General features: G+C 59.0%; 23 protein-coding genes and 1 pseudogene. 3 read left to right on the forward strand and 21 right to left on the reverse strand.

Going from position 1 to position 21,551, the window contains the following annotated elements; genetic code table 11:
- Positions 1-55: 55 nt before the first annotated feature.
- From rfbH to BMG07_RS03125, 4 genes are all read right to left on the reverse strand, one after another.
- The gene (gene rfbH / locus BMG07_RS03110; protein ID WP_198083270.1) at positions 56-1,387 is read right to left on the reverse strand and encodes a lipopolysaccharide biosynthesis protein RfbH; all 1,332 of its coding nucleotides are present in this window, start codon (positions 1,385-1,387) and stop codon (positions 56-58) included.
- Entirely contained in the window at positions 1,380-2,468 is a 1,089-nt protein-coding gene (rfbG, locus tag BMG07_RS03115) for a CDP-glucose 4,6-dehydratase (protein WP_198083273.1), read from the reverse strand. The genes rfbH and rfbG overlap by 8 nt, the downstream gene beginning before the upstream one ends.
- Positions 2,465-3,238: a glucose-1-phosphate cytidylyltransferase gene (gene rfbF, locus BMG07_RS03120; RefSeq protein ID WP_198083274.1), complete on the reverse strand. Its 774-nt coding sequence runs from the start codon at positions 3,236-3,238 to the stop codon at positions 2,465-2,467. Before rfbF ends, rfbG begins: the two co-directional genes overlap by 4 nt.
- A 207-nt stretch (positions 3,239-3,445) precedes the next feature.
- On the reverse strand, positions 3,446-3,931 hold the full coding sequence (locus BMG07_RS03125) for an acyltransferase (protein WP_198083275.1): 486 nt from the start codon (positions 3,929-3,931) through the stop codon (positions 3,446-3,448).
- Between the two features lie 73 nt (positions 3,932-4,004).
- Between BMG07_RS03125 and BMG07_RS03130 the strand changes: the two genes are divergently transcribed.
- Together BMG07_RS03130 and BMG07_RS03135 are read left to right on the forward strand one after the other, a co-directional pair.
- Positions 4,005-4,358: a hypothetical protein gene (locus BMG07_RS03130; RefSeq protein ID WP_198083278.1), complete on the forward strand. Its 354-nt coding sequence runs from the start codon at positions 4,005-4,007 to the stop codon at positions 4,356-4,358.
- Positions 4,359-4,380: 22 nt separating this feature from the next.
- Entirely contained in the window at positions 4,381-5,697 is a 1,317-nt protein-coding gene (locus BMG07_RS03135) for a DUF563 domain-containing protein (RefSeq protein ID WP_198083280.1), read from the forward strand.
- Between the two features lie 41 nt (positions 5,698-5,738).
- Here the strand turns inward: BMG07_RS03135 and BMG07_RS03140 are convergent, their stop codons facing one another.
- The 13 genes and pseudogenes from BMG07_RS03140 to BMG07_RS03200 all read right to left on the reverse strand — a co-directional run bounded on the left by BMG07_RS03140 (position 5,739) and on the right by BMG07_RS03200 (position 17,778).
- The gene (locus BMG07_RS03140) at positions 5,739-7,451 is read right to left on the reverse strand and encodes a hypothetical protein (protein ID WP_198083282.1); all 1,713 of its coding nucleotides are present in this window, start codon (positions 7,449-7,451) and stop codon (positions 5,739-5,741) included.
- Positions 7,448-7,858 (reverse strand): GtrA family protein, encoded by a 411-nt coding sequence (locus BMG07_RS03145; protein WP_198083283.1) that lies wholly within the window; start codon positions 7,856-7,858, stop codon positions 7,448-7,450. The genes BMG07_RS03140 and BMG07_RS03145 overlap by 4 nt, the downstream gene beginning before the upstream one ends.
- A 13-nt stretch (positions 7,859-7,871) precedes the next feature.
- The gene (locus BMG07_RS03150) at positions 7,872-8,789 is read right to left on the reverse strand and encodes a glycosyltransferase family 2 protein (RefSeq protein ID WP_198083284.1); all 918 of its coding nucleotides are present in this window, start codon (positions 8,787-8,789) and stop codon (positions 7,872-7,874) included.
- The gene (locus BMG07_RS03155; RefSeq protein ID WP_269758592.1) at positions 8,786-9,457 is read right to left on the reverse strand and encodes a bifunctional 2-polyprenyl-6-hydroxyphenol methylase/3-demethylubiquinol 3-O-methyltransferase UbiG; all 672 of its coding nucleotides are present in this window, start codon (positions 9,455-9,457) and stop codon (positions 8,786-8,788) included. Before BMG07_RS03155 ends, BMG07_RS03150 begins: the two co-directional genes overlap by 4 nt.
- A 70-nt stretch (positions 9,458-9,527) precedes the next feature.
- Positions 9,528-9,998 (reverse strand): N-acetyltransferase, encoded by a 471-nt coding sequence (locus BMG07_RS03160; protein ID WP_198083287.1) that lies wholly within the window; start codon positions 9,996-9,998, stop codon positions 9,528-9,530.
- Positions 9,995-10,957: a hypothetical protein gene (locus BMG07_RS03165; RefSeq protein ID WP_198083289.1), complete on the reverse strand. Its 963-nt coding sequence runs from the start codon at positions 10,955-10,957 to the stop codon at positions 9,995-9,997. Before BMG07_RS03165 ends, BMG07_RS03160 begins: the two co-directional genes overlap by 4 nt.
- A 3-nt stretch (positions 10,958-10,960) precedes the next feature.
- Positions 10,961-11,929 (reverse strand): hypothetical protein, encoded by a 969-nt coding sequence (locus BMG07_RS03170; protein ID WP_198083290.1) that lies wholly within the window; start codon positions 11,927-11,929, stop codon positions 10,961-10,963.
- A complete protein-coding gene (locus BMG07_RS03175; protein WP_198083292.1) occupies positions 11,926-12,624 on the reverse strand; it encodes a WbqC family protein in 699 nt (232 codons plus the stop codon). The genes BMG07_RS03170 and BMG07_RS03175 overlap by 4 nt, the downstream gene beginning before the upstream one ends.
- A gap of 29 nt (positions 12,625-12,653) precedes the next feature.
- Positions 12,654-13,760, reverse strand: a complete 1,107-nt coding sequence (locus BMG07_RS03180) for a DegT/DnrJ/EryC1/StrS aminotransferase family protein (RefSeq protein ID WP_198083293.1) — start codon at positions 13,758-13,760, stop codon at positions 12,654-12,656.
- Positions 13,761-13,781: 21 nt separating this feature from the next.
- Complete coding sequence (locus BMG07_RS03185; protein ID WP_198083295.1) at positions 13,782-15,092, reverse strand: DUF563 domain-containing protein; 1,311 nt, start codon at positions 15,090-15,092, stop codon at positions 13,782-13,784.
- Positions 14,987-15,493, reverse strand: coding sequence for a lipopolysaccharide assembly protein LapB (locus BMG07_RS03190; protein WP_198083296.1), 507 nt, complete (start codon positions 15,491-15,493; stop codon positions 14,987-14,989). Before BMG07_RS03190 ends, BMG07_RS03185 begins: the two co-directional genes overlap by 106 nt.
- A 301-nt stretch (positions 15,494-15,794) precedes the next feature.
- Entirely contained in the window at positions 15,795-16,739 is a 945-nt protein-coding gene (locus BMG07_RS03195; RefSeq protein WP_198083297.1) for a glycosyltransferase, read from the reverse strand.
- A 14-nt stretch (positions 16,740-16,753) separates the two neighbouring features.
- Positions 16,754-17,778: pseudogene (locus BMG07_RS03200) on the reverse strand (DegT/DnrJ/EryC1/StrS family aminotransferase).
- Between BMG07_RS03200 and BMG07_RS43940 the strand changes: the two are divergent.
- Positions 17,698-17,883 carry a hypothetical protein gene (locus tag BMG07_RS43940; RefSeq protein ID WP_307866856.1) on the forward strand — a complete coding sequence of 62 codons (186 nt, stop codon included), beginning with the start codon at positions 17,698-17,700 and terminating at the stop codon, positions 17,881-17,883. The pseudogene BMG07_RS03200 and the gene BMG07_RS43940 overlap by 81 nt on opposite strands.
- On the opposite strand, the gene BMG07_RS03205 is transcribed toward BMG07_RS43940, so the two are convergent.
- From BMG07_RS03205 to rfbA, 4 genes are all read right to left on the reverse strand, one after another.
- A complete protein-coding gene (locus BMG07_RS03205) occupies positions 17,858-18,295 on the reverse strand; it encodes an FdtA/QdtA family cupin domain-containing protein (RefSeq protein ID WP_198083298.1) in 438 nt (145 codons plus the stop codon). The genes BMG07_RS43940 and BMG07_RS03205 overlap by 26 nt on opposite strands.
- 17 nt (positions 18,296-18,312) lie before the next feature.
- On the reverse strand, positions 18,313-19,299 hold the full coding sequence (locus BMG07_RS03210; RefSeq protein ID WP_198083299.1) for a DUF563 domain-containing protein: 987 nt from the start codon (positions 19,297-19,299) through the stop codon (positions 18,313-18,315).
- An 819-nt stretch (positions 19,300-20,118) separates the two neighbouring features.
- Positions 20,119-20,667 carry a dTDP-4-dehydrorhamnose 3,5-epimerase gene (gene rfbC / locus BMG07_RS03215; protein WP_198083301.1) on the reverse strand — a complete coding sequence of 183 codons (549 nt, stop codon included), beginning with the start codon at positions 20,665-20,667 and terminating at the stop codon, positions 20,119-20,121.
- Positions 20,664-21,551, reverse strand: a complete 888-nt coding sequence (gene rfbA, locus BMG07_RS03220) for a glucose-1-phosphate thymidylyltransferase RfbA (protein ID WP_198083302.1) — start codon at positions 21,549-21,551, stop codon at positions 20,664-20,666. Before rfbA ends, rfbC begins: the two co-directional genes overlap by 4 nt.

Below are 21,551 nucleotides of genomic sequence, written 5' to 3' on the forward strand. Positions count from 1 at the left end.
TGCGGTCAGCCGCAAGACTTCATCGAGTTCCGCGACCGGAACGGGACGGACCAGGTCAGTCAAAACGCAGGCCGAGATAGGTCTCGATGCTGGCGACGGAATGGTCGAGCATGGCCTCGGTCAGGCCGGGGTACACGCCGATCCAGAATGTGTCGCTCATGATCCGGTCGGTGTTCTTCAGCTCGCCAACCACCCTGTAGTTGCGCCCGACCATGTAGGGCTGGCGCAGCAGGTTGCCTGCGAACAGAAGCCGCGTGCCGACCTTCTGCTGGTCGAGATAGGTCAGCAGATCGACGCGCCGGGTGTTCGCCGCTTCGCGCAGCGTGATCGGGAAACCGAACCACGATGGCTCGGAGCCGGGCGTGGGCTCGGGCAACTCCAGGAATTCTTCACAGCTGCTCAGGCGGTCCTTGAGGTAGGCGAAATTCTTCTTGCGCGCCGCGACGAACCCGTCGAGCCGGTCGAGTTGCGCCAATGCGCATGCGGCCTGCATATCGGTGATCTTGAGGTTGTAGCCCAGATGGGAATACGTGTACTTGTGGTCGTAGCCTTCGGGCAGGTCGCCGAGCTTCCAGCAGAAACGCTTGCCGCAGGTGTTGTCCTTGCCAGGCGGGCAATAGCAGTCGCGACCCCAGTCCCGGATGGACTCGGCAATCAGCCGCAGTTCGTCGTTGTTGGTGAACACCGCGCCGCCTTCGCCCATGGTGATGTGGTGGGCGGGGTAGAAGCTCAGCGTGCCGATGTCGCCGAAGGTGCCGACCATCTGCCCCTCGTAGCGGGCACCGAGTGCATCGCAGCAGTCCTCCACCAGCCAGAGCCCGTGCTTTTCGCAGGCCGCCTTGACGACCTTCAGGTTGTACGGATTGCCCAGTGTGTGCGCGAGCATGATCGCCTTGGTGCGCGGTCCGATCGCGGCCTCCAGTTGATCCGCATCGATGTTGTAGGTGGGAATATGCACGTCGACGAACACCGGGACAGCGCCGCATTGCAGGATCGGATTCACCGTGGTGGGGAACCCCGCCGCCACGCCGATGACTTCGTCACCGGGCCGGATGGCCCGATCACCGAGCTTGGGGGACGTCAGCGCGGAGAACGCAACCAGATTGGCCGACGATCCTGAATTCACGGTCATCAGGTGCTTCACGCCCAGATATTGCGCCAGGCGGCTTTCGAAAAGCGTGTTGAAACGCCCGGTGGTCAGCCACGCATCCAGCGAGGCATCGACCATCAATTGCATTTCCGGTGCGCCCACGACTTTGCCCGAAGGCGGGATCAAGGTCTCGCCTGGAACAAAGGAGGCGGGAGCGCTGGCCAATTCGCCGTATTCGGCCACGAGCGCAAGGATTTTCTTGCGCAGTTCATTTTTCTGGAAAGAGATTTCAGTCATCGGTGGGAGTGCTTTCGTATTTTTCGATTTGTGCGAGCGTGAATGCGGTCATGTCGCGACCGTCAAGCCAGGCGCGCTGCCAGTCGACGATCACGCCGAGGCTCCGGCCAAGATTCCAGCGGGGGAGCCAGCCCAAGGTCTGGCGCGCCTTGGAGCAATCGAGCTTGAGCCAATTGGCTTCATGCGGCTGCCCCTGCCCCGTCTGCGAGTCGGTATGCCAACGCGCACCGTCGCCCCAAAGCCCCACCAACTGGTCCGCGATCCAGGAGACAGGACGGGCGTCGGCATCGGCCGGGCCGAAGTTCCAAGGCTGCGCCCACACAGGCCCTTGCGTGAACAAGCGCTCCGCCAACATCATGTAGCCGTGCAATGGCTCCAGCACATGCTGCCACGGGCGTATCGCATGAGGATTCCGGATGTCCGCCGTGCGCCCTTCGCCGAAAGCCCGCAGCAAATCCGGCACCAAGCGGTCAGCAGACCAATCGCCGCCGCCAATCACATTGCCCGCGCGGGCAGTTGCAAGAGCGACACCGTGCTCGCCATGGCGCGCTTCGTTGAAAAAGGAAGAGCGATACGACGCCACCACGAGCTCGGCACACCCTTTGCTGTTGCTGTAGGGGTCATACCCGCCCATCGGCTCGTTCTCACGGTAGCCCCATGGCCACTCACGGTTCTCATAGCACTTGTCACTGGTCACGACCACGACCGCTTTGACGCTGCCGCAGGCGCGCACGGCCTCCAGCAGATTGACGGTGCCCATCACGTTGGTGGAATAGGTTTCCACCGGGTCTGCATAGGAATGCCGCACAAGGGGCTGCGCCGCCAGATGAAAGACGACATCCGGACGGCACTCCTGCAGGGCCGACCGAAGCTTGGGAAGGTCACGGATATCGGCAATCACGGAATTGGCGACCGAACGGCCCGATGCCAGCGCATACAGACTGGGCTGCGTGGACGGCTCCAGCGCATAGCCTGTGACAACCGCACCGAGCTTTTCAAGCCAAAGCGCAAGCCAACCGCCCTTGAAGCCGGTGTGCCCCGTCAGGAATACCCGCTTGCCGCGCCAAAAAGAAGCGGTCATTTCCAGACCTTCCATGGCGCGTTGGCTCCCGCCCAGAGCTCCTCGAGATGTGTCTTGTCGCGCAGGGTGTCCATCGGCTGCCAGAAGCCGCTGTGCTTGAATGCGGCGAGTTGTCCCTGGGCCGCCAGACGCTCTAGCGGTTCGTGCTCCCATACGGTGGTGTCGTCCTTGATGTAGTCCAGCACTGCGGGAGAGAGCACGAAAAATCCGCCGTTGATCATGGCGCCATCCCCCTTGGGCTTCTCCTTGAAGCTGCGGACCTTGTCGCCTTCGAAATCAAGCGCACCGAATCGGCCTGGCGGCAGAGCCGCAGTGAGTGTGGCACTGACTTTCTGGGCCTTGTGGAACGCAATGAGGGCCGTGATGTCGACGTCGGCCACGCCGTCGCCATACGTGAAGCAGAAGTGCTCTTCGTCCTGCACGTAGGGCGCGACACGCTTGAGGCGCCCCCCGGTCATGGTGTTCTCGCCTGTATCAATGAGCGTCACCCGCCAAGGCTCGGCGTTTCGCTGATGAACTTCCATGGAATTTCCCAGCATGTCGAAAGTGACATCGGACATGTGAAGAAAGTAATTGGCGAAATATTCCTTTATTACATAGCCCTTATAGCCACAGCAAATCACGAAATCGTTAACGCCGTGCGCGGCATAGATTTTCATGATGTGCCAGAGAATCGGCTTTCCGCCAACTTCAATCATGGGCTTCGGCTTGACGCCGGTCTCCTCGGAAATTCGTGTTCCCAAGCCCCCTGCCAGAATTACCGCCTTCATTCACCCTCCTTGCGCATTTAAACTTCAATCACACCGAGATCGATCGATCTTTACCACTCAAAGTCACTCCACTCAACAGTCAACACTGTTTTTCAATCGACGCAGAGATTGCCGTTTACTGTTATTTTTAGATTTGATAATTATCTGCCGCGAAAGCGGCCCACGACATCCATGCCACCGCTCTTGCAGGCACACCCGATTACAGCATCATTTTTCAGGGGTCAAAAACTTCACATGGCGCGCAGGCGACCCCACCACCAGAGAGAACGGCTCTACGTCGCGGGTAACGACAGCCCCTGCGGCTATCATTGCACCTCGCCCAATGGTCAAGCCAGGCGTCAAAACAGCCCCCGCACCGATCGATGCCCCCTGGCAGACGGTGGTGCGCAGGAAGGCAGCCGGATAAACCTTTGACCTCGGATACATGTCGTTGGTGAATCGGACACCAGGACCTACAAAAACATTGTCCTCAAGGGTAATTCCATCCCACAAATAAACACCCGATTTCAGGGTGACGTTGCTTCCAACAACAACATCACTCTCTATGAAACAATGCGCAGATATATTGCAATTACTACCAATGCGCGCACCCGCAAGCACCACGTTAAATTGCCATATCTTGGTTTCCGCGCCAATATCCGTGGCCTGAACGTCGGCCAGAGGGTGAATGAAAGCTGCACTATTTGAAGTCATTGTGTAAAAAATTCGTTATTTCGTCGCGGAAACCAGATAATTTGAATCAGACTGCAACACACAGAGCTCTGCTATGAAAAAAATTCGCTCTCTGATACTGCGCGCCCTCTCATTGACCGGCGTCGTGGATGACAAATATTATAAACAAAAATACCGTGACGTCGCAATGTCGGGGCTCGATTGCAACTATCACTATTTCAGGTACGGAATAGTCGAAGGAAGACATCCGAACCTCACACTGGAGAAATTCTCGATCTGGCGCTGGAACACCACGACAAAATGGCTGATCAGGCTTTTTCTCGATGAGAACTTTTATCTAAACTCATATCAGGACGTTAAAAGTGAAGGCCTGTCCGCAGCTGACCACTACACACTGAAAGGCCGAAAAGAAAAAAAGAAATCTCAACCAGCTGGCGGCAAGCATTGAAGATCTTTTATTTTTCCTCAAATTGGAGATCAAACTCCGGACCCAAGGAAAATCCATTCAAGAGTCGACGCTGGAAAACTATAAATACATGATTTTCGAGGCGGCACGGCAAGGCCGCGTCGCAAAGCTCAAGGCAAAAGCGATCTCTCGGCAACTCAATGCCCGGGATTCGGGAGAGAACATTCTCCTGAAAAAATTCGCGACCATCGATTTTTCGGGCCTGCCGAAGGTCGGCCAATCACTCGAAGAAATAGAACCCCCTTTTCCGATGACCTTTCACGAACCGGAAGTCATCGGATCGAGACAGGAGCGTCCTCTCAGGACCGTCGAGGTACCTCAAAAATGGATCGCCTCCATCGACAACGCAACGGTTGTCGGCGGATTCCAGGTGCTGGCGAACAATCGGCTGGTCATTTACGAGCCAGCAGCCAATCCGCACCGGGGCTTTGTTGCCGGCATTTGGCAGTACATCGTTTCTCTCGATCAGAAGAGCGAAATCCTTTTGTGGTTTCGCTATAAGAAAGAAGTCGCTCTTCCATCGGCAATTCTGCTGAGTGGCCGCTGCAGTCCGAACTATTACCACTGGCTCGTCGAATATCTGGGAAGGTGCTACATTCTGGCAAAAAAAGAGACGCTTCAGAATATCCCACTGATCGTCGACGACGGCATGTTTCCCCAGGAATTCGACTCCCTGCAAGCCATGCTTCCAGATTGGCCCATATATCGACTGGATAACTCGACGCTGCTGAAAGTCAAAAAACTTTATGTGCCGTCGACGTGCACCAACCTCGCCGACAACCTGCGAGAACCCATGTGGAAGTGTTCGGCCATCTGCTTTCGCACACTGGCTCACATGCAAGCCACGGTCTTCAGGAAATTCGGAATCGACCCTGCGCAGACAGGGCGTCGAAAGATCTTTCTGGCGCGCCGAAGCGGAAGAAACATCACGAATACGGCGGAACTGGAAGAGGTATTGACCTCGTTCGGCTACGAGATCGTCGACACGGGGCAGCTGTCGTTCGAGCAGCAAGTGCGCCTTTTCTCCGAGGCGGGCGCGATCGTCGGAGCGATGGGGGCGGCATTCACCAACCTGATTTTCTGTCGCCCTGGAACCAAGGTCCTGGCACTGTCTTCCCCCTATACCCAGCTCTTTTGCTCACAGTCCAACATGGCGCTGTTTGCCGGCTGCCAGTACCGGATCCTGACGGGCGAACATCCGTTATTCAACCCGGGCGATGAACACACAGTGTCCGACCCTAGCCTGTTTCTCGACAGCTACACCATCGATGCGACAAAGCTCGCCAGTGCACTGGCAGACATCGAGGCCCTGGCAGCTTGAAATCACCCGATGAAACATTGCGATGACCTTGCCTCGTGGACTCAAGAAGCCGGAACCCGACCTTTCCAGATGCGGATTCGCTGCTCGCCGTATGGATAAGTCGCTTCACCGCAATAACGAAAAGCAGATGGAAAGTCGGCCAGTTGCGACGGGAACGCGGGGAGGCTGCCGTCTGCATTCATCTTGACCGCGATCGCCGCCTCGTTGACGACGGAAGGCACACGCGCCAGCACCGCCTCGGCCTGGGCAACGTTGTTGAGCCAGGGTGTGATGGCTGGCACGGCATTCAATGCCAATGCCGCTCCCGGGATGTTGTAGAGCCCCAGGAACGGGGTTCCAGCCGTGATGCCGCAGCGTGCTGCTGCCGCGTCCATGTCATGCACGAACTGCTTCGTCGGCGCATCGACGCGAACAAGCCCCAACGCACCGATGGAAACCGGCAGATCCTGTTCGCGCATGCTCGAACTCATGTTGTAGGGCAGCTTCGACTGATAGACCAGAATTTGCGTGCTCGTCATGAGCACGAAACCCGCAAGAAGGGCAAGAGAAACGAAACGCTCCCGGAAGGCACTTTTCCGGGCGTAGGCGGCCAGTGCGGCAAGGCCGCCCCATGGAGCCAGCGAAACGATGACCTGGCTGAATAGCGCATTGCCCGTGCCCATCGCAACGCTGTACGGCAAAAGAACGAGACCGGCGGCGAGCCACCGCTCACGCACCGAAAGCGACGTCCAACCGCTCAGCACCAACAGCGCAAGCAGTATCAGCGCGTGCTGCATGTACTTGATGTATTGGTCGGCGCCGTAGGCAAAGTAGTCCGCACTGACGATCACGTGTCCGAGCGCGACCACAACCAGAACCGCCGACGCCCAACGACGCCAGACAGCGTGAACGATCACCGCCCCAATGAGGAACGCGTGAACCTTCAACGCGGCGACCGTGTGAACGGAGAATTCGACGGCGTAACGCCAAAGCCGCGTCAGGATCGGCTCGCCTTGGACCATGCGAAACAAATCCATGCCCCCCACGAAAGCCTCGAGCGCGGCGCCCGGGGTCGTCTGAAGCAGAAGGAGCACAGCCACGCACGCTGCGGCACCTGCCCCGAGGAATATCACAGCCGACCAGCGCGGGCGCCCAGCACCATCAAGCAGCGCAGCGCAGACGGCAACGAGCAGCCAGGTGGCCACCCCCGCGGACGGCTTGCATACGAACTCCACACCGACAGCCGCCCCTGCGGCGATCAACGATGCGAAGCGCAACATGCCCGAAGGCTGCCCACATGCAATCAGCATCCACCCAAAGGCAGCGTACGCGCCCGCAGATGCCAACAGGTTGTAGCTGGGCGAGACATTGATGGTGATCGCGTAGAGCAAGCCGCAAATGACGGAGACACTCAAGACCGACAGGCGTTGAGGCCACGAGCCGCGGTTAGCGGTCATCCGGAGAATGCCCAGGCCCAGCACCGCCGAACTCCCGATCAGCACCACGAGACCGGCGGCCCTGAAAGTTGTCAGGCTGCCGGTGATGTCCCAGAGCGGGCTCATGGCCCATTGCTGCGCGCTGATGTAGAGCCGCGTCGCGTCGGGATACATGGCCAGCAGCAGGTAATAGGCCTCGTCGGTGATCTCGAAGCCCCGGTTCAGCGACCATCCGCAGTAGAGCAGCACAGCGGCCAGCGCGACCGACGCGAACACCGCAACACCGCGATCCGTCAGTGCGTTTGCGCGCCGGCTCGGCTCGCGCACAGCGTCACTCACTGACCCACCTCTCGCTCAGCCCGCAGCGACCACAGCTTTGCCGACAGAAAATTGAAGACCACGATCACCGGGATCAACAGCATCTGCCCGTAGAAAGGCGGAATGCGGGTTCTTGAAGTCAGCAGATGCAGAAGCACGACATTCAACCCCACGGAGACGAGCCCCGCGGCAATGTACTTGGCGAAACGCGCGCCGAACGTGATTCGTTCGCTCGGCTTGAACACCCAGAAATAGTTGAGGGTGTATGTGAGGCACATGCCGATGAGCGCGACGATGACCAATGCAATCAGATGATTGACATGCAGTACGACGACGCCCAGGTAGAAGAGAACCAACGTGAAAACGAAGTTCAGCGCCCCGATGACGGTGAACTTCGAAAACTGCTTCGTGAGGGCCGGAAGACTCACCGCAAGGCCGGGCTCAGAGCCTGTCCCTGATCACGTAGTTCGGCCGCTTGCGCACTTCCTCGTTGATGCGCCACACGTACTCGCCCACCACGCCGAGCATCACCATGATCAACCCGCCCACCAGCAGGATGGCAATCATGATGGGAGCCCAGCCGTTGAACGGCGTGTCGCCCCGCATCCATGCAAACACGATACTGAGGCTGTACAACACACCGAGTGCGGATGTCACGAGGCCGACGAGCGAAATGAAGCGAATCGGCAGATACGATGCATCGAGCATCGCATCCAGAAAATTCTTGAGCTTCTTGGCAAAGTTGTATTGCGACTTCCCGATGGTTCGCTTCTGCCGTTCATAGGGAATGAAACTCGTCCGGTAGCCCGTCCACAGCAGGTCGCCCTGGAAGAAACGGTGGCGCACGTCGATGGCATTGAACTCGTCCATCACCCGGCGGTCCATCAGCACGAAGTCGAAGCCGCCCGCGGGCATTTGCGGAATGGCCATGCGAAGCATCCCATAGGCCATGCGGGAATAGGTTTTGGCGAGCCAGCTGTCTTCACGCTCGATGCGATGGCAAATGACGATTTCCGAGCCGGCCAGCCACTGATCGACCATCTGGGGGATCAGCGTCACAGGGTCCTGCAGATCGGCCGAGATGTTGATGACCGCGTCTCCCGAGGCCTCCTTGAAGCCCGCCAGCATGGCGGCCATCTGGCCGAAGTTGCGCGTGAAGGTCAGTCCCTTCACGTTCGGATCGGCCGCGCAAAGCTGGCGTATCTCCGCGAGAGACCCATCGGTCGAGCCGTCGTCCACGAAGATGACTTCGTAGGCATGCGCCGCCAGTTGATCGGCGAACACGCCCCTGATCTTCTCGAAGGTCTTGGAGATCGCGCCTTCGTTCTGATAGACGGCGACAACGAACGAGACCTTCATTTGCTCGGTCCCCGTTCACACATCAGGAAGATGCTGGAGCAAAGATCGGGATAGACCTGCCCGAGCTGATAGCAGCCCTCGAGGTACTCCTTCGAGATGATGTCGGTCGCCAGCAGGCGGTCCCACTGGAAGTTCGCGAGCGCCTTGAAGAAGATGCCGCTGCGATGCACGACACGCAGTCCGGCGGCCACGGCATCACGCTCCAGCGTATCGAGCGAATAGGTGCAGCGGTGACCATGCTGGTCTTCCGCCGGCGTGACGGCCGCGTTGTGCGTGATGAGCCCCATCTTCACGGCGATCTGCCGCGAAGGCGCGTTGGCATTCGGGCAGACCAGGAAGAAGCGCCCGCCATCCGCCAGCCATTCGTCATTGATGCGCTTGAGCAGGCCGACGGGGTCGTCCAGGTGCTCCAGCACATGGGTGAGCACGATGTTGTCGTACCGGCGCGGCAGCTTGGCCGTTTCGAATCGCGAATGGATGAAATCGATCTTGTCGCCCAGCTTGCGCTTCGCTTCCGTCAGGGCGACATCCGATGCTTCCACGCAGGTAATGTCGTTGAAGTAGCCGGTCAACCGCCGCGTGAAATCGCCCTTGAAGCTGCCCAGTTCCAGCACGCTGCCCGCACGGTTCATGAACGGCTCGAAGGACCGCAGCATGTAGGGGTGCATCACGTCGAAGTCGAAGCCATAGGCGTATTGATGGTCCGCCGTGTCAGCGATTTCTGCGTCGTAGTTGCGTTCAGTGTTCATCTGTTCCTCCGCTCACCGCGGGTCGTTGCATGTGTATCTGGTCGCCCGTCCGGGATTCGGGCTCGAAGCCCATCCTGGCGTACAGGCGGACAGCCGCCTCGCTGTTGCCGTTGACTTCGAGCCTGAAGCGCTTGAGCCTCTGTGCATCCAGGCGGGCAAAGCAAAGCTGAAACAGCCGCTGCGCCAGCCCCGCCCCGCGGCACGTCGGTGCTACGCTGACATTGGTCACAAACAGGTCCGGCCCCGTATTTTCGTACACGGCCACAAGCCCGACGAGGCGCCCATCGGGGCTCCAGGCTTCGAAGCGAACCGCCTTGTCGGCAATCTTGGCGCTGTACGCCCCGATGTCGACGCGAGCGGCCAGGGGCGGCTCGAAACTGTCGCTGCACTCCAGGAGATGCCCGGCGATCTCGGCAGGCGACGCCCGATTGACCGCGAGTTCGAACTGGCCGCAGGTCATTCGAGCACTGCGAGTCCGAAGCCATGGCGCCCGAACTCGTTGCCATTGTAAAGAAGGTAGGTCTTGTCCCGGAACGTGAAGGCATGCGGATAGCACTGCATATCGGAGTCCCACTCGCCCTCCGGCACCGCGAGACCAGGCTCGTCGTCGTTCCGGACCCAATTCTGAAGATCGTCCGAATAGGCGTGGCCGATTGCATAGCCCCGCCCCTTGGTCTGGCGAAAATCGAAAGATTGGCGGTAGCAGAAGAACATGTGGAACCGGCTACCCACCTTGACCACCGTCGGCAACGCCTGGCTCTCGTCGGGGCCCAGGCGATCCGGAATGATCTGTTTCGCCTCTTCCTTCGTCCAGTTGACGCGGTCCGTCGACGTGGCGTGGCCGATCTTGTAGGTACGGTCGGGGGCCGCGCCGTCCTGATACTGCTTCCAGCCGGTACCGAAGATGTACCACATGTGAAACACGCCATCGATGGGCAGGACGAACGCATCGCCCACCAAGCAAGGCTCGTGCAAAGACGCGCCCATGACCGGCCCATGCCCGAGCTTGGAGAAAGTCAGCCCGTTGTCGCTGCTTTGCGCCAATCCGACGGCCGTATCGACCGAGACCGACACCCGGCGGTTCCAGCCGCAAGTGAAGGCGAAGATATCGCCGTCGTGGCGCACGATGTTGATCGGGAAGATGCCGTGCTCGTCGAAGCAGCCGAGTTCGCCGAGCGGAATCACCGGCTTGTCGGACACGCGAATGACCGTGCGCAGGTCGGCAGCCATGTCGACGAACGCCACGTGGCTCAGGAACTTGCCGTTCCTGGGATCGACGGCGCGCGTAGAGAAATAGATGCGCACGAAGTCGTCGAAGACCAGCGTCTGCGGCGATTGGGCGAACTGCACACAGCCGTTGGGCAGCGCGTGCGCCGTCGGGTCGAAGATCTTCCCGAGTCTTTTCCATTGCTTCGTCATGTCTTACTCCAGCCTTCCGTCCAGCAGGGCCAGGCCGAAGCCCTCACGACCCACGCCGTTGCCCAGATAAGCCATGTAGGTGCGTCCGTCGACCTCGAAGACATGCGGATAGCTCACCATCTCCGAATCCCAACCCGTTTCCGAGACATCGATTCCCGCCTTGCTGTCGTCTCGCGTCCAGTGAAGCAGGTCCTCGCTGGAGGCATAGCCGATCCGATAGCCGAAGGTCTTTCCGCGATAGCCCGCGCTGTAGCGGTAGCAGAAGAACATGTGGTACTTCCCGTTGGCATGAAACACGTCCGGGCTGGCTTGGGCCTCGTCTTCCTCGATGCGGCTCTCGATGAGATCGCGATCTTCCTTGCGCCACGTGGTCCCGTCGTCCGAGGTGGCCATGCGGATCTTGTAGACAGGCTCGGCCCGGCCGTCGACCATCTTCCATTTGCGTCCGGCGATGTACCAGAGGTACCACTTGCCGTTGAAGCGCCGGATCTTGGGCCCGCTCATCACGAAAGGTTCGTTGGGCGAGTAGCCGATCACCGGCCCCGCGCCCAATTTGGTGAATGTTTCGCCGTTGTCGCGGCTGACCGCGCAACCGATGGCCACGTTGAAAGGCACCGACTCGCAGCGCGTCCATCCGGCGTAGTAGGCGCGAACCTCGTCTCCGTTCCTTGCGACCGACACGGGATAGATACCGAACTCGTCGAACGCACCCAATGGACCCAACGGCAGGATCGGGTTCTGGCTGATGTTCACGACCTTGCGAAGATCGCGGCGATCCAGATCGAGAAACGCCGAGTAGCTGACGTATTGGCCCTTCGCGTCCGCCTTCGGACGGCACGAGAAGTACACCCGCACGAAATCGTCGAACAAAAGCGTCGCGGGCGCCTGTGCGAATTCGTTCATCCACTCGCGGCCATGCTGTTCGCCGGGGCTGAAAATCTTGCCCCATTTTTTCCAGGTGAACATCTTCAAATCAATTCGTATTGGGTTAACAACGAGCTCTTGATCTCGTCGACGGGGTTGAACATGATGACGTCGATCATCGACAACCAAGGCACGAAGGGCGCACCGAACTGCCTGTATTCGAACGGCTTCGAGCGAATGAACTGCAACACGATGTTCTGGCCCGCGAAGCGCTCGCGCGAATAGAGCTCCAGGCCTCCGATGGTGTTGATGTAGGTGTCCGCGTTGCAAGCCGTGCAGATCGACAGCACGCGATCTTCGCCCTTCAGCTCGTGGTCGGCGGGTACATGCGAAGAGATCTCGATGCGCGTTCCGATGTCGAGGTACTTGCAGGTTGCCACGATCGATGCATGAAGATAGCGAAACAGGTTCGTCTCGTTGCTCATCACGATTTCGTGGGCCAGTTCGATGCCTTGCTCGAAATACGGCGCTCCCCGGTACGAGCCGATGAACTGGTTGAGCAATTTCTGCCTGTTGAAGTCCGCCGACAGTTCGCGCTCCCGAACGTCCAGCACATCGGAATCCTTTTTCAGCGGCAGCGAGAACACCGCGTCCGCGCCGTTCTGCAGCAGCCGGTTGCGGTTGATCCAGCCCTTCTTCGTGTACTTGATGTTGTCGTACACCACGAAGAGATCCACGGCCGCAATCAGCTGGAAGTACCCGATGTACGGCAGAAAGTAGGGCTGCATGATCCCGACTTTCATCGTTGCTCGCTCCAGTTCGGCCGCAGTGCTCATGCGGCCGCGATCAGACTGACGATCCGCTCGACCTGCGACATCTCGAGGTCCGGATAGATCGGCAGGCAAAGAATGCGCTCCGCCGCGCGGCTGGCATTCGGCAAGTGATCACGGCTTGCCGTGGGCAGGCCCCGGTACATCGGGAACTCGGAAATGAGCGGATAGAAGTACCGGCGCGGGTGAATGCCGTTTGCCTTGAGATGCTCATAGAGCCCATCGCGCGACAGGCGGAATTCGGGGCCCACGAGAATCGGGAAGTAGGCGTAGTTGGCCACCGTCTCACCGGCATCCGCCAGGCACACGATGCCTGGCACGTCTTGCAGCAATCGCCGATATGCGGCGTCGATGGCGCGCCTCAGGTCCAGTGCCTTGTGCAGATGTTTCAACTGCAGCAACCCGAGCGCGGCATTGAACTCGCTCATCTTTCCGTTGATGCCCGGCGCGACGACCGTCACCTCCCCGACGTGACCAAAATTCTTCAACTGGTCGATGCGAGTCTTGGTGATCGCATCCTTGCAGATGATTGCGCCGCCCTCAAAGGTATTGAAGACCTTCGTGGCATGGAAGCTCAAGACCGACATGTCGCCGTGATTGAGGATGCTGCCGCTTTCGTCCTGCACGCCGAACGCATGCGCCGCGTCGTAGATCACCCGCAGGTTGTAGTTGTCCGCAATCGCCTGGATGGCGCGCGTGTCGCAGGGATGCCCGTAGCAATGCACCGGCATGATCGCTGTCGTCTGCGGCGTAATGAGCGCTTCGATCCGCTTCGGGTCCAGATTCAGCGTATGCGGATCGACGTCTGCGAACACCGGCTTGATGCCGTTCCACAGCAGTGAGTGCGATGTGGCAACGAACGAGTACGGCGTGGTGATCACCTCGCCAGTGATCCGCAACGACTGCAGCGCCGTGACCAATGCGATGGTCCCGTTGGTGAAAAGCGCGATGTGCTCGACCCCCAGGTACTCGCAAAGCGCCTTTTCCAGTTCCTGATGAAACGGCCCGCCGTTCGTCAGGATCTTGTTGTCCCAGATCTGCTGCAGGTAAGGCAGGAATTCGTCCAGCGGCGGCAGGTACGGCTGGGTGACGTAAAGAGGCTTGTTCATGGGGTTTCTGGTTTCTGAGCGTCAGGATTGCAGCATCTGGTGCACCTTGGCGTGCACCTTGGCGGCGGAAACAACGTAGTCGGAATGCTTGAAGTCTGTGCTCTCCACAGCCTCGCCCTCAAGAAATTCGGGATGAAACCCGAGATCGAGCATCGGCCCCAGCCAGCCGCCCCAGTTGAAGCTGTTTTGCTGCCCCAGGATCAACGCCTTGACCTCTGGCGCAGCGAAGATGAGGCTGTTCAGCGCGGAGCCGTTCGGCGCCACGACGAATTCGGCTTCGCCGAAGGTGCGGACTTGCTGCTCGAAATCGAGTTCTTCCATGAAGACCGTCTCGAATCCCATCGACTGCAAATCTTCAATGAGTTCGCTTTCGTTGCGCAGCAGCCGCCAGCTGCTGTTCTTCCGCGAAAGAAACAAGCGGCGCGAGCGCTGGCCGGGAAGCTTCCAACGCTCGGCGATCCTGTCCTTGATGTATTGCATGGACTCGGCGCTCCACGAGGCCTGATGCTCCGGCGGAACACCATGATCCCTGAACAATTCCACGGGGAAGAACGTGGTCGTCGGCGCGACATGGAGGCACCCTACTTCCAGTACCTGGCCACTTTCGATGCGATGCAACGAGTTGCCGACAAGCGCAGCCAAAAAGTCGAAATGCGACTGCGGCATGGCGGCATCGACAACGATCGGCAACTGCGCGAAGCGCGGACTTCTTTCAAAGTAGCGCAGCTTCGGAAGAAACTCGGCAAACCAGTGGCCATAGGCATTGCTGGCAAGTCCAGAGAGCATGATTCCTTCGTCCAGCCTGTTGCTGGCACCCAGCGGCGCAAGCAACAGGGCGTCGGGCCGTTGCGCAATGACAGTCTTGTCGTAGGCAAGACTGACCTGCTCACCGTAATGCGGATGCGACAGCACATCCGACAACACATCCGTCTCTCCGGCGTAGATGAGGCTCGAGTTACCCACGATCTTCGCATTGCGTACTTCGGCAATGTACGGCGCACTGCCCAGCACATGCTTCTCCTGGGGGTCACGGCTGTACGTCTCCGTTGGCGTGACCAGCCGAATCGACACCGGCTCGCCCAGGCTCACATAGCTCTCACCATGTGCGAGTGCCCAGTCCTGCACAGCACGAACGCGGCGGAAAGACGCCTTCGACTCCCCTGCCTCTTCTGCCCGGCTCAGCAAGGCGATCAGATCGGCATCGCGCCGCCAGAAGAACAGGAACTTCAACACCAGCGGATCGGGGAGCTTGCCCTCGGCATGAAGCTTGTCGAAAAGCGCCGAGAGCGCCGCCCCTTCTTCGGCCTCCCGCATCGGCAGCGCAATATCCATGGCCGCCTCGAAGGCTCGACGACCGATGCGGCCTCCAGGGTGCAGCAGGTCATGTACCTGACGAGCGCTTCTCGCGGATGGCCCAAGGCTTTCTCGGCCTGAGCGAGCAGCAGATTGGCGTAGAAGTCGCCGGCGTTCAGTGCCACGGCCGGGATGAGATGCCGCTGCGCTTCAGCGGGCCTTCCGCTTTGGAAATAGGCGTAGCCCAGGAACAGCGACGCCACGAAGCTCGTCTCGGGCTTCTTGATGGTCGAAAGACAAAGTTCGATGGCGCCATCGAAATCACGTTGCCCCGCCAGCGCCATCCATTTGGCATGCTCTGCATAAATGTCGATCGGGGGCGATGCCACTACCGCCTCACTGACCGGCACGATCGGGGCCGGTTCGGCATCGGCACTCACGGGCGCCGGCGCTCCACCTCTAAGCCTGCGTGCGACGGTTTGAATTATTCTGGACAGCATCGGAAAGGATCTATTCCTGAGTTGGGGAGGCCCGGTGCGCCATCGATGCCGGCGCTGCATGAATGCAGGGAGCGATCCAGGGCTTGCCGAGGTTGGATTTCTGCAAAGAGGCAAGATTTCTTCGCTGGACCGATGAATCCCTGCGAGCACCGCGAAGGCACCGAACTGCCTTCAATCCGACGGATTCATGCTGGCGCAGAGCGCATCCGCATTCACGAGAATCGGGCAAATTTTACGATTGTCACAAAGATTTCTGGGCCAATCGGTTGAGATTCAGGCCCAGGCGGCTTGCCTTTGCCATGAAAGACGGATCCTCGGCCAATGCGATGGCGTACTCGAGGCCCGCCATGCGCAGTTCGTCCCGAGGATGCGACAGAAGCAGGCTGGCCTTGTCGAACAGGGTCAATGGCACCGAACTGTCAGGCACGGGCTCGAAGAAATAGGGGAAAGCACGTCGAAGCTCCTCCGGCATGCCAGTGTCGAGCAAGGTCTTGATGACTGGAATCGTTTCGGCGGCCGAAGCCAGGCTTCCGCCCTGCAAGGACAGGTTGCCAGAGTGGCGGCGGTACCGAACCACACGAGGCCCCAATTCGGCAAGACTCAAACCGGCCGCCGCGGCTCTCAACCAGTAGTCGTAATCCTGCAGTTGCACGAGCCCCGGGCGAAAAACGCCCAAACTCTGCACAGCCTCTCGGCGCATGAAGGCCGTCGGCGCGCACAGGAAGTTGCCCTGCAAAATCAACGCCCGCAACATCGACGGAACCGGCGAATTGTTGAAGAACACCGGAAAACTCGCATCGGCCATTGGCCCCCCGACTTCGTCGATCAGGAAGGGCTTGGAAAAGACGATGTCATGCGACGTCGTGCGCATGATTTCCAGTTGCACCTCGATCCGGTCTTCAACGCAGAGGTCATCCCCTCCGAGCAGCGCAATGAAAGAGCCGGCGGCCGCGGCCAAGCCGGTGTTGATGGCGGCTGAAGGCCCCGCATTCTTCTGTCGCAGCAGAACGATCTGCTCGCCAAACTCAGCTTCAAGAAGTTCCGGCCCGTTGTCCGTAGACCCATCGTCCACGGCGATGACCTGCAGATTCCGATAGGTCTGCCGAACGGCGCTGCCCACTGTCTCAACAACAAACTTGGCTTGGTTGAAGATGGGGATGACGACACTGACCAGCGGCAAGGGCATTGACGTGGCGTGACCTATGCGAAGAACTTGCGAATCTGCGCCACCACCGCGTCGACCTGCTCGGGCTGCATTTGCGGCCAGATCGGCAGAGACAAGGTTTCGTTGGCTGCAGCCGTTGCCAAGGGAAGGCTGTCCGCGGGCAAGCCGAGCTCGGCATAGGCCCCTTGCACGTGCGGCGGAATGGGGTAGTGAACCAACGTCTGGATACCTTGCGCCGTCAGGTGCGCTGACAGTTCGGCACGACGGCCGGTGCTGATCACATAGAGGTGGTACACGTGCGTGCTGTCGCTCGGCACGTGCGGAATGCGGATGTCACCCACCCCGCGGAGTCCTTCGGAATAGCGCGCCGCCAGCGCACGACGCTGCTCATTCCAGGCATCGAGCCGACCAAGCTTCGTGCGCAAGAGCGCAGCCTGTAGTTCGTCGAGCCGGGAATTCACGCCCGCGACCTCATGCACGTACTTCTGGCTCGAGCCGTAGTTGCGCAACATGCGCAGTTCGGCAGCGAGTTCATCGTCGTTGGTGACAACGGCACCGGCGTCGCCCATGGCGCCCAGATTCTTGGTCGGATAGAAGCTGAAAGCGGCCGCATCGCCAAGGACGCCGGTCCGCTTGCCGTTGTGCGTGGCACCGTGGGCCTGTGCCGCGTCTTCGAACACGAAGATGCCGAGCGGGCGGGCAATCTCATTGATCGCGTCCATTGCAGCGGGCAGCCCATACAGGTGCACCGGAATGATCGCCTTGGTCCGGCTGGTCAACTTCTCCTTGATGCGCGCGGGATCAAGAAGGTAGGTTGCCGGATCGATCTCGACCGGGACAGGCGTTGCGCCCACCATCGAGACACCCAGCCATGTCGCGATGAAGGTCTGCGAAGGCACGAGCACCTCTCACCGGCCTTGATGCCGCGCGCGCGCAGCGTCAACGCGAGCGCGTCGAGACCGTTGCCCACGCCAATGCAATGCTTCGCGCCACAGTAGGCAGCGAATTCATTTTCGAAGGCGACGAGTTCGCCACCCATGATCACATGGCCGCTCTTCATGACCTTGGAAAAGGCCTGCGTGAAATCGTCGGCCATTTCGGCATGGCCAGCGTGAATATCAAAAAACGGAATCATGGGTTTATCCTTTTCGCGCAACAGAAATGAAATCTTCGTAATTTCGGATGTAGTCGGACTCTTCGTATTTCATGGATGCCAGCACCAGACAGACCGCACCCGAAGAAAAATTGTTCAACTCCCGCCAGACCAGGGATTTCATCAGAATCCCTTGAAAAGGACGATTGCAGGTAACGGTTTTTCTTTCGAAGCCATTGTCCAGAATGACATCGAAACTCCCCGCCACCGCAATGATCAATTGCTGCAGGTTATGGTGCGCATGCCCTCCACGGGCTTCGCCCGCTGGAACATCGTACAAATAGTACACACGCTGGACATCAAAGGGAATATGTCGACCACCCTCGATGAAAGTCAAATTTCCTCTTGGATCACTCAAGCGCTCCAAGTCAATCAATTCAACCGCATCAGACAGGGATGTCCCGGATTTTTTAATCTCTTTCATCATTGTTCCCTTGCTCATTATCTTATGCGCGAGATGGCCTCGATCACGGCATCTTCGTCGACATAATAATCATCGTGTAAGCTGTAAATATCGTCTCGCGCGTTCGCACGGGGTCCCTGCAAAACCGTCACCGCCGCGGCGGACACCCGCCCCAGGAGCTCCCAGAAGTAGAGCTGGTGACTCGGATGATCTGAAGCCAGCACAAGCACACGAGTGCCCGGTCGACACCAAACCATATTGCTCATCTGCGCGCCCGTGGGGCCCACAATCATTTCGGCGTCCTGGAATATTCGAATTTGCTCTTCGAGATTCAATTCATCAGGGCATACGATCTCGAAGCCGTTTTCCAGCAAGCGATTTTCAATCTGCTTTTGATTCAATAAATTTCGGTAACTTCCGTTGCGACTGGCAAAAATCTTTCGCCTTCCACTGCCGGGAGCAATGGGGAAGAACTGTTTGCAACGATCAATGGCGATGCTGATGCGCCCCACGTCAAGACCAGTTTGCCGAGCCGCACGGCCCCCCTCGTAGGCATCAATGACCGACGTGAGGTCGGAGGGATAGTACATCTCCTCCACGCGATACAGCGTCCCCTTCTCCAGGGCAATGACGGGCCTGCGCGCTGTATTTGAAATATCGAAAAGCTTCGCGATATTGGAATGAAGATCGCCAGTCACGAGAAATGGCACCATCGGCGGAACCCCCGCTTCTTCCGCGAGAACCATTCGCGGCAATGTTTCCGCGATGAAATGAAAATAATTATTTTCATATTCATGCATGACATTCAATCCCGACTCGACCCAGGCACCCTGACGCAGCATTGCCTCTATGTTCAACCGACCGGGAACCGCCGAGCGGGTAGCCTTTTTGTATTTGATGGCGACGTCCGGCTGCGCGAGAAAATATGCATTCTCGTCATGCAGCAACGCTCCAGAAGGAGCAACAAGATAGCGCGTGCCAGCAAGCAGAATCGATTTCTCCAAGCGCGCAACGTAGGCACCCATCGGGTAGTCCGGCGCACCATCCACCCCTTCGCAGACCCTCTGGCCACCTGGAAAGTATCGTGGGCGTCATGCCCTCCGCTCAAGTCCTCCGAGGACCGCACGGCGCGCACTGGCAGCTCGACCGAGCAAGGTACAGCCGACAGGGCAGGAGGCAATTCCGCCAGAAAACTCGAGAGCGCCGTCCAGGAATCGAAATGCACGGGCCGCTTGGGGAGGCGCCCTTCGGCAGCGCCAAATCTCAAGAAGTGCGCCAGAGGGCTTGCTCTTGTCGCGGCAACATCGGGGTATTTCTCGAGGTACCACTTCGGATCGAATTTGGGACTCGGTGGATCACCGGCGCGCTCGCCTACTTCGAAATAATGAACGAAAGGATTTTTTCGGCCCGAGCGCAATTCAGGATGCCGCGCCACATACCACGCCGTATCGAACATGGGGTTGGGGTCCCCCGTCATGAATCCGACCTTCAGGTAATGGTCGAGGGGATTCTCGAGGACGGCTTTTTTTCCAAGCCCCTTTGCATACCAGCCCGCGTCAAAAAGCAGCGCAAGGGACGGCACCTTTCTTGGTACTCGCTTGCGGAATGCGCTCCTGGCAGCCCTGTAGAGGTGCCTGGCTTGTTCCTTGATTGGCAAACTGCTCACGAACTGCCGCCTTCAGGCGCTGGCGAGACTCTTCAGAAACAGCGAACCCCAGAGGCACTTGCGCCCGATGGGTGCAGCAGAGTCAAGGCGTTTCGTCATTTCTTGGGGATTCTCAAAAGTGGGCAAGCACTGATGCTTGCTCGAGCATCAGGAATTCAAACCGTCGTCGGGTGGCTACCTAGTCGCCCAGATCGGCCGAGGCAAAAGTGGGCGCCGCAGCATCCTTCGCTGACAGCTTGGGTGCTACGCCGATATCGGGCCAGGCAATCGACAATGTCTTGTCGTCCCATGCGATGCACCGCTCATGCTTTGGCGCATAGTAGTCCGTCGTCTTGTAGAGAAAGTCCGCGGATTCACTGAGTACCAGGAAACCGTGAGCCAACCCTGGAGGAACCCACAGTTGCGTGTGATTCTCTTCAGACAGCTCGCTTCCAACCCATTGGCCGAAAGTGGGCGATGACCTGCGGATGTCCACGGCAACATCGAAAACCGCACCACGCACCACGCGCACCAGCTTGCCCTGCGGCTGTTGCACCTGATAGTGCAAACCACGCAGCACCCCTTTGGCCGAGCGCGAATGATTGTCCTGAACGAACTCGACATGCGCGCCGACCGCATCGTCGAACGCCTTCTGATTGAAGCTCTCGAAGAAGAAGCCCCGGGCATCACCGAAAACAGTGGGCTCGATCAACAGCACATCAGCAATGGCCGTCCGCGTGACCTTCATGAACGCACTCCCTCGGCCAACAGGTGGTTGAGGTATTTGCCGTAGCCGTTTTTCTGAAGCGGCGCGGCGAGCTTGGCAAGCTGCTCGCTATCGATGAACCCGTGACGCCACGCAATTTCCTCAGGGCAGGCGATCTTGAGCCCCTGTCGATGCTCCAGCGTTGCGATGAACTGCCCCGCTTCCAACAGGCTCTCGTGCGTGCCCGTATCGAGCCATGCGTAACCGCGCTGCATGATCTGGACATTGAGCCGGCCAAGATCAAGGTAGGCTTGATTGACTGCGGTGATTTCGAGTTCACCGCGCGCGCTGGGCTTCACCGCCTTGGCAATATCGACGACCTGGTTGTCGTAGAAATACAGCCCCGTCACCGCGTAATTGCTCTTGGGCTTCAACGGCTTTTCCTCGATGCTGCTGGCCTTGCCCTGTGCATCGAAAGCCACCACGCCATAGCGCTCGGGATCATGGACGTGATACGCAAACACGGTTGCTCCGACCTTCTGCTCGTCGGCATCGCCGAGCAATTGAACGAAGTCGTGCCCATAGAAAATGTTGTCGCCAAGCACAAGCGCACTGGGCGCATTGCCGACGAACTTGTCGCCGATGATGAACGCCTGCGCCAGGCCATCGGGACTCGGCTGAACGGCATACTGCAGATTGATGCCCCACTGGCTACCGTCGCCCAGCAGCTGCTGAAAGCGAGGGGTGTCCTGCGGGGTACTGATGATCAGGATGTCGCGCATGCCGCCGAGCATCAGCGTGCTCAGCGGGTAATAGATCATCGGTTTGTCGTACACCGGGAGCAGTTGCTTGCTCATGGCAAGCGTCGCGGGATGCAGCCGGGTGCCCGAGCCGCCGGCGAGGATGATGCCTTTGCGTTGCGTCAT

Source organism: Variovorax sp. E3, from assembly GCF_016082275.1.
Lineage (GTDB): Bacteria > Pseudomonadota > Gammaproteobacteria > Burkholderiales > Burkholderiaceae_C > Variovorax.

What these genes read in the sequence shown, in the direction of transcription:
- rfbH (WP_198083270.1), bottom strand. Translation starts at nt 1,387, where the DNA reads ATGACTGAAATCTCTTTCCAGAAAAATGAACTGCGCAAGAAAATCCTT.
- rfbG (WP_198083273.1), bottom strand. Translation starts at nt 2,468, where the DNA reads ATGACCGCTTCTTTTTGGCGCGGCAAGCGGGTATTCCTGACGGGGCAC.
- rfbF (WP_198083274.1), bottom strand. Translation starts at nt 3,238, where the DNA reads ATGAAGGCGGTAATTCTGGCAGGGGGCTTGGGAACACGAATTTCCGAG.
- BMG07_RS03125 (WP_198083275.1), bottom strand. Translation starts at nt 3,931, where the DNA reads ATGACTTCAAATAGTGCAGCTTTCATTCACCCTCTGGCCGACGTTCAG.
- BMG07_RS03130 (WP_198083278.1), top strand. Translation starts at nt 4,005, where the DNA reads ATGAAAAAAATTCGCTCTCTGATACTGCGCGCCCTCTCATTGACCGGC.
- BMG07_RS03150 (WP_198083284.1), bottom strand. Translation starts at nt 8,789, where the DNA reads ATGAAGGTCTCGTTCGTTGTCGCCGTCTATCAGAACGAAGGCGCGATC.
- BMG07_RS03155 (WP_269758592.1), bottom strand. Translation starts at nt 9,457, where the DNA reads ATGCACCCCTACATGCTGCGGTCCTTCGAGCCGTTCATGAACCGTGCG.
- BMG07_RS03160 (WP_198083287.1), bottom strand. Translation starts at nt 9,998, where the DNA reads ATGACCTGCGGCCAGTTCGAACTCGCGGTCAATCGGGCGTCGCCTGCC.
- BMG07_RS03165 (WP_198083289.1), bottom strand. Translation starts at nt 10,957, where the DNA reads ATGACGAAGCAATGGAAAAGACTCGGGAAGATCTTCGACCCGACGGCG.
- BMG07_RS03175 (WP_198083292.1), bottom strand. Translation starts at nt 12,624, where the DNA reads ATGAAAGTCGGGATCATGCAGCCCTACTTTCTGCCGTACATCGGGTAC.
- BMG07_RS03180 (WP_198083293.1), bottom strand. Translation starts at nt 13,760, where the DNA reads ATGAACAAGCCTCTTTACGTCACCCAGCCGTACCTGCCGCCGCTGGAC.
- BMG07_RS03185 (WP_198083295.1), bottom strand. Translation starts at nt 15,092, where the DNA reads ATGGATATTGCGCTGCCGATGCGGGAGGCCGAAGAAGGGGCGGCGCTC.
- BMG07_RS03195 (WP_198083297.1), bottom strand. Translation starts at nt 16,739, where the DNA reads ATGCCCTTGCCGCTGGTCAGTGTCGTCATCCCCATCTTCAACCAAGCC.
- BMG07_RS43940 (WP_307866856.1), top strand. Translation starts at nt 17,698, where the DNA reads ATGCTTCGCGCCACAGTAGGCAGCGAATTCATTTTCGAAGGCGACGAG.
- BMG07_RS03205 (WP_198083298.1), bottom strand. Translation starts at nt 18,295, where the DNA reads ATGAAAGAGATTAAAAAATCCGGGACATCCCTGTCTGATGCGGTTGAA.
- BMG07_RS03210 (WP_198083299.1), bottom strand. Translation starts at nt 19,299, where the DNA reads ATGGGTGCCTACGTTGCGCGCTTGGAGAAATCGATTCTGCTTGCTGGC.
- rfbC (WP_198083301.1), bottom strand. Translation starts at nt 20,667, where the DNA reads ATGAAGGTCACGCGGACGGCCATTGCTGATGTGCTGTTGATCGAGCCC.
- rfbA (WP_198083302.1), bottom strand. Translation starts at nt 21,551, where the DNA reads ATGACGCAACGCAAAGGCATCATCCTCGCCGGCGGCTCGGGCACCCGG.